Source organism: Nevskia soli DSM 19509 (assembly GCF_000711955.1).
Lineage (GTDB): Bacteria > Pseudomonadota > Gammaproteobacteria > Nevskiales > Nevskiaceae > Nevskia > Nevskia soli.
Window position 1 is genome coordinate 105,452 of record NZ_JONR01000010.1, and the last position, 15,973, is coordinate 121,424.

At 66.8% G+C, this 15,973-nt stretch carries 13 protein-coding genes; 8 read left to right on the plus strand and 5 right to left on the minus strand.

Features of this window, described 5'->3' with window-relative positions; translation table 11 throughout:
* The first annotated feature begins 9 nt into the window (after positions 1-9).
* Entirely contained in the window at positions 10-1,977 is a 1,968-nt protein-coding gene (locus BP26_RS0106805; protein ID WP_157572399.1) for a LysM peptidoglycan-binding domain-containing protein, read from the plus strand.
* A 168-nt stretch (positions 1,978-2,145) separates the two neighbouring features.
* Here the strand turns inward: BP26_RS0106805 and BP26_RS0106810 are convergent, their stop codons facing one another.
* The 3 genes from BP26_RS0106810 to BP26_RS27430 are packed head-to-tail and all read right to left on the minus strand — an operon-like array spanning position 2,146 to position 6,442.
* Positions 2,146-3,885 (minus strand): DUF3096 domain-containing protein, encoded by a 1,740-nt coding sequence (locus BP26_RS0106810; protein WP_051748495.1) that lies wholly within the window; start codon positions 3,883-3,885, stop codon positions 2,146-2,148.
* On the minus strand, positions 3,876-5,519 hold the full coding sequence (gene mprF, locus BP26_RS27425) for a bifunctional lysylphosphatidylglycerol flippase/synthetase MprF (RefSeq protein WP_051748496.1): 1,644 nt from the start codon (positions 5,517-5,519) through the stop codon (positions 3,876-3,878). The genes BP26_RS0106810 and mprF overlap by 10 nt, the downstream gene beginning before the upstream one ends.
* The gene (locus BP26_RS27430; RefSeq protein ID WP_051748498.1) at positions 5,516-6,442 is read right to left on the minus strand and encodes a lysylphosphatidylglycerol synthase domain-containing protein; all 927 of its coding nucleotides are present in this window, start codon (positions 6,440-6,442) and stop codon (positions 5,516-5,518) included. Before BP26_RS27430 ends, mprF begins: the two co-directional genes overlap by 4 nt.
* A 171-nt stretch (positions 6,443-6,613) precedes the next feature.
* On the opposite strand from BP26_RS27430, the gene BP26_RS0106820 reads away from it, so the two are divergent.
* The 3 genes from BP26_RS0106820 to BP26_RS0106830 all read left to right on the plus strand — a co-directional run bounded on the left by BP26_RS0106820 (position 6,614) and on the right by BP26_RS0106830 (position 9,842).
* Complete coding sequence (locus BP26_RS0106820; RefSeq protein ID WP_029919826.1) at positions 6,614-8,086, plus strand: DUF3336 domain-containing protein; 1,473 nt, start codon at positions 6,614-6,616, stop codon at positions 8,084-8,086.
* 277 nt (positions 8,087-8,363) lie between these two features.
* Positions 8,364-8,993, plus strand: coding sequence for a TetR/AcrR family transcriptional regulator (locus BP26_RS0106825; protein ID WP_029919827.1), 630 nt, complete (start codon positions 8,364-8,366; stop codon positions 8,991-8,993).
* A gap of 105 nt (positions 8,994-9,098) precedes the next feature.
* A complete protein-coding gene (locus BP26_RS0106830) occupies positions 9,099-9,842 on the plus strand; it encodes an SDR family oxidoreductase (RefSeq protein WP_029919828.1) in 744 nt (247 codons plus the stop codon).
* 52 nt (positions 9,843-9,894) lie between these two features.
* Here BP26_RS0106830 and BP26_RS0106835 read toward each other — a convergent pair whose 3' ends face one another.
* Together BP26_RS0106835 and BP26_RS0106840 are read right to left on the minus strand one after the other, a co-directional pair.
* Positions 9,895-10,551, minus strand: coding sequence for a hypothetical protein (locus BP26_RS0106835; protein ID WP_051748501.1), 657 nt, complete (start codon positions 10,549-10,551; stop codon positions 9,895-9,897).
* Complete coding sequence (locus BP26_RS0106840) at positions 10,551-12,959, minus strand: penicillin-binding protein 1A (protein ID WP_029919830.1); 2,409 nt, start codon at positions 12,957-12,959, stop codon at positions 10,551-10,553. The genes BP26_RS0106835 and BP26_RS0106840 overlap by 1 nt, the downstream gene beginning before the upstream one ends.
* 199 nt (positions 12,960-13,158) lie before the next feature.
* On the opposite strand from BP26_RS0106840, the gene BP26_RS0106845 reads away from it, so the two are divergent.
* From BP26_RS0106845 to BP26_RS0106860, 4 genes are read left to right on the plus strand one after another with little or no spacing between them, the layout of a single operon-like run.
* Positions 13,159-14,244 (plus strand): pilus assembly protein PilM, encoded by a 1,086-nt coding sequence (locus BP26_RS0106845; RefSeq protein WP_157572400.1) that lies wholly within the window; start codon positions 13,159-13,161, stop codon positions 14,242-14,244.
* A 12-nt stretch (positions 14,245-14,256) separates the two neighbouring features.
* A complete protein-coding gene (locus tag BP26_RS0106850) occupies positions 14,257-14,841 on the plus strand; it encodes a PilN domain-containing protein (RefSeq protein WP_029919832.1) in 585 nt (194 codons plus the stop codon).
* On the plus strand, positions 14,838-15,458 hold the full coding sequence (locus tag BP26_RS0106855; protein WP_029919833.1) for a type IV pilus inner membrane component PilO: 621 nt from the start codon (positions 14,838-14,840) through the stop codon (positions 15,456-15,458). Before BP26_RS0106850 ends, BP26_RS0106855 begins: the two co-directional genes overlap by 4 nt.
* Positions 15,455-15,970 carry a pilus assembly protein PilP gene (locus BP26_RS0106860; protein ID WP_029919834.1) on the plus strand — a complete coding sequence of 172 codons (516 nt, stop codon included), beginning with the start codon at positions 15,455-15,457 and terminating at the stop codon, positions 15,968-15,970. The genes BP26_RS0106855 and BP26_RS0106860 overlap by 4 nt, the downstream gene beginning before the upstream one ends.
* Positions 15,971-15,973 lie beyond the last annotated feature (3 nt).

Here is a 15,973-nt window from a genome sequence, read left to right on the forward strand (position 1 = left end):
ATTGAGACGATGACGAAGAAACTGTTGTGCCTGTTCGCATTGCTCGGCGCCGGAACTGCCGCCGCCGACCCGGGAACCCTTCCGCAAAATTCCGCGCCTCAGCAGAACGCCGCCGCGTCCGCCGCGCAGCCGGTGAATCCGCCGCCGCTGCGCATGGTCCAGGGCATCGCCCCCTCGCCCGCCGCCCAGACCCAGGCCGCGGGTCTGCCGCCGAACCGCATCCCCGCGCCGAGTGTGACGCTGGCGCCGGCCGGCACGGCGGCGGCGCAGGGCCCGGCAGTGGCGGGCGGCTTCAGCCAGCCCCTGCCGCCCACGCCGGCACTGGCGCAGCAGTTGCAGATCCAGCCGCAGACCCAGATACAAGGGCAGGCTGCGGCTGTCCCGGGTCAGACCCAGACCGCGCAGCCCCAGGTCGCCGCTCCGCTCGTCGCGGCGGTCCAGGCCGCGGTGCCGCAGGACGATCCCAGTTTTCCGCACCTGCCCATCCTGCGCCCGCAGGTCGAGTTCTGGACCAAGGTGTTCTCCGAGTATTCCGAGAACCAGAGCGTGGTCCATTCCATCGACGACGTGCGCAAGGTCTACGTGGTGCTGGATTTCACCCAGCAGGCCCAGACCTTCGACGCGGTGCAGCTGAGCCTGCTCAAGGGCCGCGAGGAAAGCCGCGCCAAGCAGCAGATCGACGACCTGCTCAAGCGCGTCGACGCGCTGCAGGACACGCCGGAGAAGATGGATGCGGACGAGCACCGCGTCTACATGATGTACGCCGACAGCCGCGATCCGCACCGCTTCCGCGAGGCCATCGGCAGCTTCCGCGTGCAGCGCGGCCTGCGCGAGCGCACCGCCCACGCCCTGCAGGTGGCCGGGCGCTATCTGCCGCAGATGGAACAGATCTTCGCCTCCTACGGCCTGCCGACGCGGCTGACGCGCCTGCCGCTGGTGGAGTCCTCGTTCAACCTGCAGGCCTATTCCAAGGTCGGCGCCGCCGGCCTGTGGCAGTTCATGCCGTCCTCGGCGCGCATCTACATGCGCCTGGACGAGATCGCCGATGACCGCCGCGATCCCTGGTTCTCCACCGACGCCGCGGCGCGCCACCTGCGCGACGACTATGCCGCCCTGCAGAGCTGGCCGCTGGCGGTCACCGCCTATAACCATGGCCGCGGCGGCGTGGCGCGCGGCCTGGCCAAGGTCAACGGGACCGGTCTGGACGACCTGCTGCAGCGCTACGACGGCGACAGCTTCGGCTTCGCCTCGCGCAACTTCTACGCCGAATTCCTCGCCGCCAGCGACGTCGAGCGCGACTGGCGCAAGCACTTCGGCGACCTGCAGCGCGACGCGCCGACGCAGTTCGAGACGGTGGAGACGCGCGACTACGTTCCCTACGGCACCCTGCAGCGGCTGAGCAACACCGACGCCACCACCTTCCGCACGCTCAACCCCGCCTACAACGACGAGGTCATCGACGGCCGCCTGTACGTGCCGCCGGGCCACCTGATCCGCGTGCCGGCCGGCGCCGCCGACCGCTTCAAGCTGGCCTATGCCTCGCTCGGCCCGGACCAGCGCTTCGAGCACCAGCGGCAGTACTACGTGCTGCACCGCCTGGAGCGCGGCGAGTCGATCGCCAAGCTGTCGCACCGCTTCGGCGTCAGCCAGCAGGCGATCCTGGCCGCCAACGGCCTGCGCAGCAATGCCCGCCTGCGCGCCGGCAGCACCGTGAAGATCCCGCCGCACGACGCGCCCAGCACCGTGGTGGCTTCCGCCGATACACCGGAGCCGCATGTGCTGAAGGCTTCGGTGCATGCCGCGGCCGAACGCAAGGCGGCTGCCAAGCTGCGCCTGCACAAGGTGAAGTCGGGCCAGACGCTGGGCGCCATCGCCAAGCGCTACCAGACCTCGGTCTCGGCCCTGCGCCAGGTCAACGGGCTGGGCAATGCCGACCGCTTGCGGGTCGGCAGCATGTTGAAGATTCCGGGGAATTGAAAAAGCAGTGGTCAGTGGCTAGTGATTAGTGGCCAGTAAAGGCGGCTTTGCTTTTACTAACCACGGATGACCAACACGCACTTCAATAGAAAACAGTAGGCTGGGATTCGCTACGCTCAACCCAGCCTACGTTCGCTAATCACTAATCACTGACCACTAACCACTGCTTCAATGAAAGTGGATCAGGCCCAGCGCGCCGATGGCGATGAGGTAGATCGCGACGATGTAGTTGAGCAGGCGCGGCATCACCAGAATCAGGATTCCGGCGATCAGCGACAGCAGCGGCGTGATCATGACGTGCAGGTTGAGCATGACGGGTCCTTCCTCGTTGTTGGTGTCGCTTGGACTGCTGGCGCCGGGGGAAGTTTGCTGGCCGAAGGCGGCGGCGGGCGCCGCGTCGGTGACCGCCACCTGCTGCAGCTTGGCGGTGCCCATGATTTCCTTGGCCAGGCGCTTGTAGTCGCCGCCGAAATGGTGGCCGCCCGGCAGCTTGACCACGTGCACCTTCTGCGGATCGAGCTTGGGGCAGAGCGTGTCGGTTTCGCCCTCGCCGTAGATGCACAGCATCGGGATGTCGCTCGGCTTTTCCATTTCCGGCGCGGTCGGCAGGCCCTGGTCCTGGGTGGCATTGACCCAGTTGCCGAGGTGGAATTCGAACAGGGCGTGCTCGGACAGGCCCATCACGGCGCCCAGGGCCACGTGTTTGCGGGTCTCCGCCGGCAGGCGGTTGATGATGAAGGGCATCACGTCCGCGCCCTGCGAATAGCCGATCAGCATGACCTGCTGTTTTTTCAGCTGGGTCAGGTAGTAGCGGATGATGCGGTCGGTGTCGGCGGCGGCGGACTCGGGGGTGCGCGGGGTCCAGAAGTAGCGCAGGGAATCGACGCCGACCACCGGAATGCCCTGGGCGGAGAGGGCGTCGGCCACTTCCTGGTCCAGGCCGGCCCAGCCGCCGTCGCCGCTGATCAGGATGGCGAAGGCGTCGGTCTGCGGCACGCCGGCCTTGGGCAGCACTTCGATCACCGGCAGGCCGTTGAGACCGGCCGGCGCCGCCGGAGCGCTGGGCTTGAGCGTGGCGGTCAGTTTGCCGAAGGCATCGAGGAAAGGCTGCGGCGTGCCGCCCGCGCCCTCGGCCAGGGTCATGGCGCTACCCTGGCCGAGCTGGCCGGCGAAGCGCTTCGCCGCCGTCTCGCCGCCGGCATCGGTGAACAGGGTGACGGGAACCGTCACGGCCTTCGCCGCCAGTACGTCGAAGCCCTCGCCCTCGACGTGCCGGTCGGTGGCCAGGGCGTAGCCGGTGCACAGCGGCTTGTGCTGCCGCAGTCCGGGTTTGAAGCCGAGCAGCAGCGCGCCGCCGGTGGCGTCGGCGGAGCCTTCGGCGAGCTCGGCATAACCCAGCGCGCCGCCGGCGCCGAGACCGACCACCACGGGCGGCAGGTAATCGGACAGCTTGTAGTAGGCCTGCACGAAGTGGCTGAGGTTCTCGAAGTCGCCGGCGATGTACTCGCAGTTGGTGCCCGCTTGCGCATCGAGCGTGCGCTGGAAGCGCGGCAGGCTGATGCCGGCGACCATTGCGCCCTTCTGCACCAGCGCCTGCACGGTAGCCACCGCCTGCGGCGTCCAGCCCTCCTCGCCGGTGAGGAACAGCACGAAGCTGTGCGGCTGCCCTTGCGGCCGGTACATCACTACTTCGCTGAAGCGGCCGTGGACGATGCGCTCGGCGTTCGGCGGCAGCGGCGTGGTGTCGGGCTTCTCCAGCGGCACCGGCGCAGCCGGTTGGGCCGCGGCCTTCTGCACCGGAACGGCGGCGTTCGCCGCGGCAGCCGGCGGCGCCCAGGCGGCAAGGCCGCCCATGGCCAGCGCCAGCAGCAGGGCACCGGCGCCTCGAGTCAGTCGATTCACTTCCACACCACCTCCCGCATGCCGCCGGCGATCAGCGCCGCAGTGTCGAGCAGAACGCGCGGCAGAACCAGGCCGCCGGGCGAGGCCATGTAACGCGGCCGCCACTGCGGTCCGAACTTGTCCTTGTAACGACGCAGACCTTCGAAGTTGTAGAAGGTTTCGCCGTAGCGATGCACGATGCGCCCCAGCTTGTGCCAGAACGGCGCCAGCGGGTGGTTTTCCAGTCCGGCCAGCGGCGCCATGCCGAGGTTGAACCAGCGGTAGCCTTCCTTCTTGCCCCACAGCATCAGCTCGATGAAGAGGTAGTCCATCACGCCCTTCGGCGCCTCGGCGCCGTAGCGCATCAGGTCGATGGAGAATTCGTCGCGGGTGCGTGACAGCCACAGATTGGTGAAGGCCACGATCTGGCCGTTGCGGTAGACGCAGGCACAGGGGAAGCGGCGCAGGTATTCGGCGTCGAAGCGGCCCACCGAGAAGCCTTTCTCGGCCGCCGACTTGTTGTGCAGCCACTGGTCGGAGATTTCCTTCAGCCGCGGCATCTGCTCCGCCACTTCCTGCGGGCTGAGCACGCCGAAGCTGGCGCCTTCCTTGGCGCTGCGGCGGTATTCGTTGCGCAGGCTGCTGCGCTTGGAGCCTTCCATGGAGAACTCCGGCAGCAGCACCCGCGCCTCCTCGCCCAGCTTGGCCAGCTCCAGGCCCAGGTCCAGGTACAGCGGCAGCTGTTCGGAGCTGACCTGGTAGAACACCGGCCAGCTCGAATTGCGGTCGCACAGCTCGCGGAATTTCCAGCACAGCTCCTCGAAGCGCGCCGGGTTGCCGGCCGGGTCGCCCAGGGCCACCATCGAACGGCCGGAGCGCTGGTACATGATGAAGGCGTCGCCGGCCTCGCTGAACAGCAGCTGCTTGTCGCCGAGCAGGGCCAGGTAGGACAGGGTGTCCTGGCTGCTCATGGCGATGGCGGTGGCCCTGGCCATGGCGTCGGCGTCGGGCAGTTCGGGTTCCTCGCGCTGCGGGCTGAGCAGCTGCCACAGCACGTAACCGGCCGCCAGCAGGATGGTGAGCAGGCCGGCGCGCATCACGCGCGGCGCGTCGTCGTCGAAGGCGAATTGCCACCACAGCTCGTGGGCATACTGCACGTCGCGGTAGGACACCATCGACACCCACACCGCCGCGCCGACCACCAGCACGGTGCAGATGACCCAGGCGCGGGAGGAGCGCAGGTCCAGCATCGAGGCGCGGCGGTAGAAGCGGTCACGGGTCAACCACAGGCCCAGTCCCACCGCCGACAGCAGTGTCGCTTCCTCGTAGTCCAGGCCTTTCAGCAGCGAGGCGGCGATGCCGCCGGCGAGTAGCACCATGGTGGTCCACCAGGCGCCGTCGAGGCGCTGGTACAGGCCGCGCGCCAGGATCAGCAGGCCGACGCCGACGGCGCTGCCGATCAGGTGCGACATTTCCAGCACCGGGTCAGGCACCAGGCCGCGCAGCCATTCCATGCGGCTGTCGATTTCCGGCGTGGCGCCGGACAGCAGCAGGATCACGCCGGCGAGGAACACGCCGCCCGCGGCCACGTGCGGCGCGAAGCGTTCGATCCAGGGACGCAGGGCTTCGGCCGCCTGCCGCGCGTACCGCCACTGCTTCATCGCATCGCCTCACGACCGGCGAACAGGCCGACGCCGAGCACCAGCGGCACGAAGTAATAGATGAAGCGGTACAGCAGCACCGCGCTGACCAGCTCGGCGGTGGCGCCGCCCGGCAACAGCTGGATCAGCACCGATTCGAACACGCCGACGCCGCCGGGCACATTGCTGATCACGCCGGACTGGAGCGCCAGCACGTAGAGGCCGACGAAGCTGAAGAAATGCAGGGGGATGCCGTCGGGCAGCAGGACGTAGAGCGAGGCGGCGGCGAAACACAGGTCGATGCTGGCCACGACGATCTGGCCGAGGCCGATGTGGAACGGCGGCAGGCGGAATTCGCGTTCGCGGATGCGCAGGGGGCGCTTGATGCGCTGGGTCAGCCACAGGTAGCCGAGAATCAGGACGAAGATCGCCGTGCCCAGCAGCCGTGCTTCCCAGGCGTGGTCGAGGTGCAGGATGCGCGCCGCCTGCTGCGATTCGAGCAGCAGCGACAGCCCCAGCATGGTGCCGATGCCCAGGGCGAAGGTGACCGACACCAGCCCTACCACGCCGGCGATTTCGAAGGCGCTGAGTCCCTCCTTGATGTAGCTGCGGTAGCGCACCGAGCCGCCGGAGAGCATGGACAGGCCGGCGCTGTGGCCGATGGCGAAGGCGATGAACGAGGTCAGGCTGACCCGCCGCCAGGGCAGGGGATGGCGCACGCCGCGCAGCGCCAGGTAGTCGTAGAAGGTCAGCATGCCGTAGCTGCAGGCGCTGAAGAAGGCGCAGGCGGCCACGCGCGGCCACGGCTCCGCTTCGATGCTGGCCAGCACATCGGACAGGCGCAGCTTGGCGAGGCTGTGGTGCAGCACCCAGATGGCGATGACGAACACCGCCAGGGTGATGGCTGCCAGCAGCAGTGATTTGTAGTCGCGGGCGGCTTTCATGTTGGGTCGAATTGCGAACCCCCATTCTAGCGGGCGCGCGTGCCATTGTTTTGACAGGGAAAAATAGCCGTGCCGGCGCCCCTTTCTGGTGCTGCCGGTTCTTCCCCGATGGTTATTATTGCCTGCCTTGCCGCAAACCGTGTGCAACTCGCTACACTCCCTGCCGCCGCCATGTCCAAAAAGCTGATCGCCAGCCGCCTCAGGGAACTCGACAACGCCCAGGATTACAGCTCCTGGCGCGATATCGCGCTCGATCTCGACCGCCTCGAGGGCGGCGATGCCTGGAAACAGGACGAGATGAGCGACGACTACGATTACCTGCTGATCCGCGAGCGACTGGCGCGGATGCGCGAATTGCGCCGCGCCGGCAATGTGCGGCGCCTGGTGCATGATCTGGCGGAAGGCTTGCACGGCAACCTGGGCAATACGGCAAACCCCTTGCTCTATGCTTATTCCCGTATCGGCACCAAGCGCCTGATCGAGGAATACCTGGAAGAGGCGGCGCGCTGCCTCGACTACATCTGCGTCGGCGACTTTCCCGATTTCAGCGCGGCCGAGAAGGTGTTGTTCTTCAAGCGCACCGGCACCAGTTTCGGCCGTTCCGCCCTGCTGCTGTCGGGCGGCGCCACCCTGGGCATGTTCCACCTGGGGGTGATCAAGGCCCTGTTCGAAAGCGGCAACCTGCCGCGCGTCATCTCGGGCTCTTCCGCCGGCTCGATCATCGCTTCGATGGCCTGTACCCGCACCGACGAGGAGCTGCCGGAAATCTTCGACTCGCAGAACCTCAATGTGCAGGCGTTCCAGAGCGTCAGCCTGCGCCAGGCGCTGAAACAGAAGTCGCTGATGGATCCGGCGCAGCTGCAGGACTGCCTGACCCGCAACGTCCATCCCGGCAGCTTCCTCGAATCGTTCGAGCGCACCCGCCGCATCCTCGGCGTCACCGTGTCCCCGGCGGAGGCCAATCAGCAGCCGCGCCTGCTCAATTACCTGACCGCGCCCAATGTGGTGGTGCGCAGCGCGGTGATGGCGTCGTGCGCCGTGCCGGGCGTATTCCCGCCGGTGATGCTGGAAGCGCTGGACTACAGCGGCGAGATCGTGCCCTACATGCGCAGCAAGCGCTGGGTCGACGGCTCCATCGCCAACGACCTGCCGATGCTGCGGCTGGCGCGCCTGCACAACGTCAATCACTACATCGTCAGCCAGACCAATCCGCACGTGGTGCCGTTCATGCGCGAACTGGAGCCGCGCAAGCGCGGCCTGTTCGGCTTCGCCCGCGAGATCGCCACGGTCACCGGGCGCGATGCGCTGAAAGTGGCGCGCCAGTACAGCCACAGCTTCGCCGGCGGCCGCATCGTCGACGCGCTCAACGACATCCTGCAGCAGCGCTACAGCGGCGATGTCAGCATCTTCCCGCGCCAGAGCCCGGCGCAGCTGATGCGCATGTTCGCCAACCTGACGGCGGAGGATCTGCAGCGCTATATCCGCGACGGCGAGCGGGCCACCTGGCCCAAGCTGGAACGCATCCGCATGCAGACGCGCATCTCGCGGGCCTTCGAGGATTGCCTCGCCTGGCTCAAGGACAGCGGCCTGCGCCGCCCCGGCCCCGCGGCGCGGGATGGGCGGCGGCTGCGGTCGGTTTCCTAGGGAGCCTCTGACTAGTCCCAAGCCCTGCCGCGCCGGGTTCCTGCGTACGCTGGAGTACGGTGCCCGGCGCGGCGGTTCCGGTGGTGTCGCCGTCTTGCCGGGCGCCGCGGCGGCGACTGGCGCGATTGCCAACCGTCGTTGACCGATATTCTGCCGGGAACCACCGTGCATCGGAAAACACGGTCGCACCCGCTTCATGTGCCGGAAATCGCTGCCATTTCCGGCAACCCATGATTTAAGCTCCGGTCCTATGTGAATCAATGGAGTTTGCGCGGCCATGATGCCGAAGGCCCAGATACTCAAAGAGCTGGTGCCGGTTACCGCTCGCGGTGAAGCGACCCGGCGCAAGCTGCTCAGCGCGGCCGAAGAGGAATTCGGCGGCAAGGGATTCCACGCCGCCTCGGTGAGTTCCATCACCACCCGGGCCGGTGTCGGCCAGGGTACGTTCTACCTGTACTTCCACAGCAAGGAAGAGATTTTCGTCACGCTGGTGCGCGATATCGGCCGCAAGCTGCGCAAGCAGATGCTGCTCGCCACCGGCGACGCCGCCGACCGGCTCGAGGCCGAGCGCTATAGCCTGCAGGGCTTCCTGGAGTTCACCCAGAAGCACCCGGGCCTGTATCGCATCGTGCAGGAAGCGCAGTTCGTCGACGAGGCGGTGTTCCGCGAATACTACGAGCGCCTGGCCAAGGGTTACAGCGAGGGGCTGAGCGAGGCGGTGCGGCGCGGTGAGATCGGTCCCGGCGACGCCGAGGCGCGGGCCTGGGCGCTGATGGGCATCGGCCACTTCCTCGGCATGCATTGGTGCCTGTGGCAGGGCAAGCTGCCGGAGCGCCAGGTCATCGATGACGTGATGAAGATGGTGTCGCATGGGCTGGCCATGCCGACGCGGGCCGCGACGGCATAGAAGAGCGGTGGCCAGTGGCTAGTGATTAGTGGCCAGTAAAAGCTGAAGCGCTCCACTGCCTGCTTTAAACTGGCCACTAATCACTAGCCACTGGCCACCGCCTTTATGATCGTTTTCGTCACCGGCGCTTCCGCCGGCTTCGGCGCCGCCATCGCGCGCCGCTTCATCGCCGATGGCGCCAAGGTTGTCGCCACCGCCCGCCGTTTCGAGCGCCTGCAGGCCTTGCGCGAGGAACTCGGCCCGCGCCTGCTGCCGCTGGAACTGGATGTGTGCGATGCCGCCGCGGTGGCGCGCGTGGTGGCCGCGTTGCCGGCCGAATTCGCCGAGGTCGACGTGCTGGTCAACAACGCCGGGCTGGCGCTGGGCCTGGAGCCCGGGCACAAGGCCGAGCTCGCCGACTGGGAGCTGATGGTCGATACCAATATCAAGGGCCTGATGTACTGCACCCGCGCGCTGCTGCCCGGCATGGTGGCGCGCAACCGCGGCCACGTCATCAACCTCGGCTCCACCGCCGGCGAGTGGCCCTATCCGGGGGGCAACGTCTACGGCGGCACCAAGGCCTTCGTGCGCCAGTTCAGCCTCAACCTCAAGGCCGACCTGATCGGCACCGGGGTGCGGGTCAGCGAGATCGAGCCGGGGCTGTCGGAGAGCGAGTTTTCGCTGGTGCGCTTCGGCGGCGATGCGGCGAAGGCCAAGGCGGTCTATGCCGGGACCAGCCCGCTCACCCCGGAAGATATCGCCGACACCGTGCACTGGGTCGTCAGCCGGCCGGGGCACGTCAACATCAACACGATTTCCATGATGCCGACCTGCCAGGCGTTTGCGCCGCTGGCGGTGAAGCGCAGCTGAGGGACTGGCCGCCTCTCTCCTTGTTCGAGGCCCGCAGGGCTGCAAAGCCGATTCAGGCCGCGTCCGTTCCCAGGATTGCGTCCACTTCGGTCTTCGCCAGGATTTCCGCCTCGGTCAGGGTCAGGCGCTTTGCCGGCAAACCGTCGCTCGGCGACAACGGCGCCCGCCGCAGATCGTCCTCGCCGAACATGGCGATATCCACGCCGACCTCTCCCGCCTCGAAGCGCAGCAGGGGCACGTTTTCCTCGTTGCCGTTGGGATAGCGATAGACCCGATCGTCCTGGCGGTAGGGGATCTGCCGGTCCTCGAAGAACAGGTCGAGGGCTTCCGCCTTGTCGGCGAAGACATGCAGCTGCACGCGGTGTGCCGCGGTGATGGCGCCGCTGACGGCGGCGCCGCTCAGGCGCGGCTGGAATTCGGCCAGCAGGCGCATCGCCTGCACGGCGGTGACGCGCAGCTGGCGCAAGCGCTCGGCGTATTCGCGGCCGCCGAACAGGCGCTGGTAGTCGATCACGGCGGCCTGGATGCTGGCGTTGTCCGGCAATGGCGTGTTGCCGCCCAATCCCAGGCGCTGCGCGGCCTTGAGCTTGGCGGTGCGGTAGTCGATCACCGCCTCCTCGCACAGGATGCGCGCGGCTTCCTGCACGATCGGGCTGGACAACGCGCCGGCGCCGCCGCGGTCCGCGCCGGGCCGGTGGTGCTGCGCCATCAGTAGATCTCCGAGCCCGCCGGCTGGTCGCCCAGGGCGCTCTTGCCGTCGTCCGCCGGCGGCACGTGATCGGCCTGCACCACTTCGAGGATCGCGCCCGGCGCGTCGGCGGGGAGCAGCTTGCCGTTGGCCGGGTTGATCGGCACCTGCACCACGCTCGGCGGGCGCGGCAGCGTCTGCTGCGGCACGCCCTTGAGGGCGACTTTCATGAAATCCATCCACACCGGCAGCGCGGCCTTGGCGCCGACTTCGCCGTGGCCCAGGGTGGTGGGCTGGTCGTAGCCGATCCAGGTGATGGTGACCAGCGCCGGGTTGAAACCGTTGAACCAGGCGTCGGTGAAGTCGTTGGTGGTGCCGGTCTTGCCGGCCAGGTCGTCACGGCCCAGCGAGCGCACCGCGGCGCCGGTGCCGCGTGTCACCACCTCGTGCATCATGCTGGTAATGAGGTAGTCGACGTCGGCGTCGATCACGCGCGGTGCGCGATCGGCGGCGGCGATTTCGGGCGCAGGGGCGGCGGGCGGCGTAGTTGCCGCGACCTTGCCGTCGACGGGTGCGGCCGGATCGGCAGCCGGAACATCGCAAGCCGGGCAGGCCTGCTTCGGCTGGGCGTGGAAGATTTCCTTGCCGTCGGCGGTGTGGATCGACTGGATGAAGTACGGGTCGACCAGGAAGCCGCCATTGGCGAACACCGCGTAGCCGCGCGCCACTTCCCACGGGGTCAGCGCGCCGCTGCCCAGGGCCAGGGTCAAGTCCTTCGGCAGCCGGTCCCTGGGCAGGCCGAACTTGGCGGCGTAGTCGATGGCGTAGTCGAGCCCGACGGCCTGCAGCACGCGGATCGAAACCAGGTTGCGCGATTCGGCCAGGGCCTCGCGCAGCCGCATCGGGCCGTTGAACTTGCCCTCGTAGTTGCCGGGGCGCCAGTCGTCGTCCGGATTGGCGTTGACGTAGACCACCGGGGCGTCGAGGAACACCGAGGCCGGGGTGTAGCCCTTGGCCAGGGCTGCGCTATACAGGAACGGCTTGAAGCCGCTGCCGGGCTGGCGCTTGGCCTGGGTGACGCGGTTGTAGGCGCCGAGGAAGAAGTCGTAGCCGCCGGTCAGGGCCTGCACCGCGCCATCCGTGGGGTTGAGGGCGATCAGCGCGCCCTCCACTTTCGGCAGCTGCGCCAGGCGCCAGGCGCCGCCGACGCGGGCCAGCCGCACGATGTCGCCGCGGTTCAGCGGCTTCTTGTCGGACAGCCTGGCCCAGTCGAAACCCGCCTTGGGCAGGTCGACCACGCCGCTTTCGGTCTGGATTCGCAGCAATTCCGGCGAGAACTGCAGCACCACGCCGGCGATCATCGACACGGCCTGGGGGCGCGCCTCGAGTTGCGCCTGGATCATCTCGCCATTGGGGTCGCTGTCGAGCGCGGCCAGGGCGGCGGCTGGCAGCTTCGCCTCCGCGCCGCGGTAACCGTGGCGCTCCTCGTAGGCGAAGATGCCGCCGCGCAGGGAGGCATTTGCCGCCTTCTGTCGGGTCGAATCGATGGTGGTGATGACCGAATAGCCGTCGCTGTAGGCGGCCTCGCCGTACTTGGCGACCATTTCGGCGCGCGCCATTTCGGCGACGTAGCTGGCCTCCAGCTGCACGCTGGCGACATGCTCGTGGGCGGTGATCGGTTCGGCCACGGCCAGCTTGTAGCTGTTGTCGTCGACGAAGTGCAGATCGTGCATGCGGCGCAGCACGTAGTCGCGGCGTTCCTGGGCGCGCCGGGGGTCGGCGATCGGGTTGTCGCGCGAGGGCGCCTTGGGCAGGCCGGCCAGGGTGGCCATTTCGCCCAGCGAGAGCTGGGCCGTGTCCTTGCCGAAGTACACCTGGGCCGCGGCACCGACGCCGTAGGCGCGGTTGCCGAGGAAGATGCGGTTCAGGTACAGCTCCAGGATCTGCTGTTTGCTGAGCTCCCGTTCGATCTTCAGGGCAAGCAGGATCTCCTTGATTTTCCTGGTGAAGCTGCGTTCCGGGCTGAGGAAGACGTTGCGCGCGAGCTGCATCGTGATGGTGCTGCCGCCCTGGCGTTTCTCGCCGGTGGTGACCAGCACCACGCCGGCGCGGAGCAGGCCCTGCAGGTCGACGCCGGGATGCTCGAAGAAGCGGTCGTCTTCAGCCGCGAGGAAGGCTTGCACCAGGCGCGGGGGAATCTGTTCGTAGCGCAGCGGGTCGCGGCGCTCGGCGCCGAATTCACCGATGAGGGCGCCGTCCTGGCTGTAGACGCGCAAAGGGATGCCCAGCTTCAGTTCGTGCAGGCTGTCGACCGAAGGCAGGCGCGGCTCGTAATAGGCCCGCACGCCGAAAAAGCCCAGGATCGCGCACAGAATGCCGGTCGCAAGAACGGCGGCAGCGATCAGTACAACACGCAGGTATAGATTCAAACCGGACCCTCGGGTGGCCTTGCCGGCCTATGCTCGTTGCCTGGTTTGGGACTGCTTTCAGGCACTTGGAGAAGTAACTTATAGTTGCGTGGCAGAATACATCCGTTATATTAAGGTGGAATCGGGGCAGAGTCATTAAAGGAATTGGTGATCTGCGGGGGGCCTGTTGGGGGCTCGGTATCTGGGGTGCGAGGGCGATATGTCCTTCATGGAGTCGCTGTTCGGGAGCGGCAGTGGCGAGTTGATCGGCCTGGACATCAGTTCCAGCGCGGTCAAGTTGCTGGAACTGAGCAAACGCGGTGATCGCTACAACGTCGAGGCCTACGCGGTCGAACCGCTGCCGGGCAACGTCGTCAACGACAAGCAGGTCATGGATCCCCGTGTGGTCGGGGAAGCTGTCGCGCGCGCGGTGAACCGCGCCGGCACCCGCACCAAGAATGCCGCCGTGGCGGTGGCCGGCTCCTCCGTCATCACCAAGCAGATCTCCATGCCGGCCTCGCTCTCCGAGCAGGACATGGAAGAGCAGATCAAGGCCGAGGCCGACCAGTACATTCCGTACCCGATCGAGGAGGTCAACCTGGACTTCCAGATCCTCGGCCCCTCGGCCAAGGACAAGACTTCCGTCGACGTGCTGCTCGCCGCCTGCCGCAAGGAACAGGTGGAGCAGCGCATGGCGGCGCTGGAAATCGCCGGCCTCAAGCCGGTGGTGGTCGATATCGAAGCCTACGCACTGGAAAACGCCTGCCAGTTCCTGCGCCACCAGATGCCCGAGGGCGGCAAGGGCAAGACCATCGCCGTGGTCGACATGGGCGCGTCGACCACCTCGCTGATGGTGCTGCACGACCTGCAGACCGCCTATACGCGCGACCAGGCCTTCGGCGGCCGCCAGTTGACCGAGGACATCATGCGCTTCTACGGCATGTCGCAGGAAGAAGCGTCCAAGGGCAAGCGGCTCGGCACCCTGCCGGAAAATTACCAGAGCGAAGTGCTGGCGCACTTCATCGCCGACATGGCGCAGCAGATCGACCGTTCGCTGCAGTTCTTCTTTTCCGCTTCCTCGCAGCACAGCACCATCGACCAGGTGATCCTGGCCGGCGGCTGCGCGCAGATCGCGGGCGTCGATGCCGCCATCCAGGAGCGCCTGCAGATCCCGACTGTGGTGGCGCGCCCGTTCGCGCAGATGTCGGTGGCGGCTCGCGCCAAGCCGGCGCAACTGGCGCAGGACGAGGCTTCGCTGCTGATCGCGGCGGGCCTGGCCTATCGCGCCTTCGACGTGGCTGGCTAAGGAAGGCAGTCCATGACAAAAATCAACCTGCTCGATTGGCGCGCCGAGCGCCGCCAGCGCCGCAAGCAGCAGTTCATGCTGCTCCTCGGCATCACCTTCCTGGCCAGCGCAGCGCTGGTCGGCATCGCCTACTTCGCCATGGATGAGGCCATTTCGCACCAGCAGGACCGCAACAAGATCCTGCAGACCGAAATCGCTGCGCTGGACAAGCAGATCAAGGAAATCCAGGAGCTGCAGAAGGTCAAGGCCAACCTGCTGGCGCGCATGCGGGTGATCGAACAGCTGCAGCAGAGCCGTTCCGCCACCGTGCATTTCTTCGACGAGATCATCAATACGCTTCCCGACGGCGTCTATCTCACCAGCATCAAGCAGACCGGCACGGACGTCACCCTGGACGGGGTCGCCGAATCCAACGGCCGCATTTCCGCCTACATGAAGAACCTCGATTCCTCGCCCTGGTTCAAGGATCCCAAGCTGGTGGTGATCCGGACCAGCGACAAGAACCGCTTGCGCAGCAGCGAGTTCCAGCTCAAGGTCACCAACCTCACCAAGGCGACGGACAGTTCCCAGCCCGCCGCGGGAGCGCCCCGGAAATGAGCCCGCGCGAAATTCTGGAACAGCTGCAAACGCTGGACATGCAGAACCCCGGCGCTTGGCCGCGCTGGGTGCATATCTCCGCCTGCGTGCTGCTGGCCCTGCTGATCGTCGGTTTCGGCGTCTACTTCCTGGTGCAGCCGGAATACGAGCAGCTCGGCCAGGAACAGCAAAAAGAAGTCGGCCTGCGTCAGGAATTCGAGAACAAGCAGCAGAAAGTCGCGGCGCTCGATGCCTACAAGGCGCAGCTGGAGGAGATGCAGCATTCCTTCGGCGACATGCTGCGGCAATTGCCGAGCAAGGCCGAGGTGGCCAACCTGCTCAACGACATCTCGCAGACCCGTATCGCCAGCAACCTGCAGGAAGAGCTGTTCCAGCCGCAGAGCGAGATCACCAAGGATTTTTACGTGGAAATGCCGAACCGAATCACGGTGACCGGCGGTTACCATGAAATGGGGCAGTTCGTCAGCGGCGTCGCCGCGTTGCCGCGCATCGTCGTCATCGACGAAATCGACATCAAGCCGGCGGAAAAGAAGGGGACGCTGCGCTTGAGCGCCCTGGCCAAGACCTACCGCTATCAGGATGCGGGCGCGCCAGCCCCGGCCGGGGGTGGCAAATGATTGCGCGCAAGCTCCATTGCGGACTGCTGCTGGTGGCGGTGACGCTGCTCGGCGCCTGCTCCAGCGACATGGACGAACTGCAGCAGTACATTGCGCAGGTGAAGGCGCGCAAGAGCACCAAGATCGATCCGATCCCGCAGATCAAGCAGTACGAAGCCTTTGCCTACGTCGCCGGTGATCGCCGCGAACCGTTCACGCCGAGCGTGCCGGAGAGTGCGCGCAACGGCGAGGGCGTGCGTCCCGACATGAGCCGCAACCGCGAGCCGCTGGAGGAATTTCCCCTGGACGCGCTGAAGATGGTCGGCCTGATCGACTACAACAAGATTGTCTACGCCCTGGTCAGGGCGCCGGATGGGGTGATCCACAGGGTCAGCGTCGGCAACTACATCGGGCAGAACTTCGGCAAGATCACCAGGATCAGCGAAAGCGAGATTTCCCTGGACGAAATCGTCCCGGACGGCTTCGGTGGATTCAAAGAGCAGCCAGCCAGTCTCGCTGCCGACCAGAAATAAGGG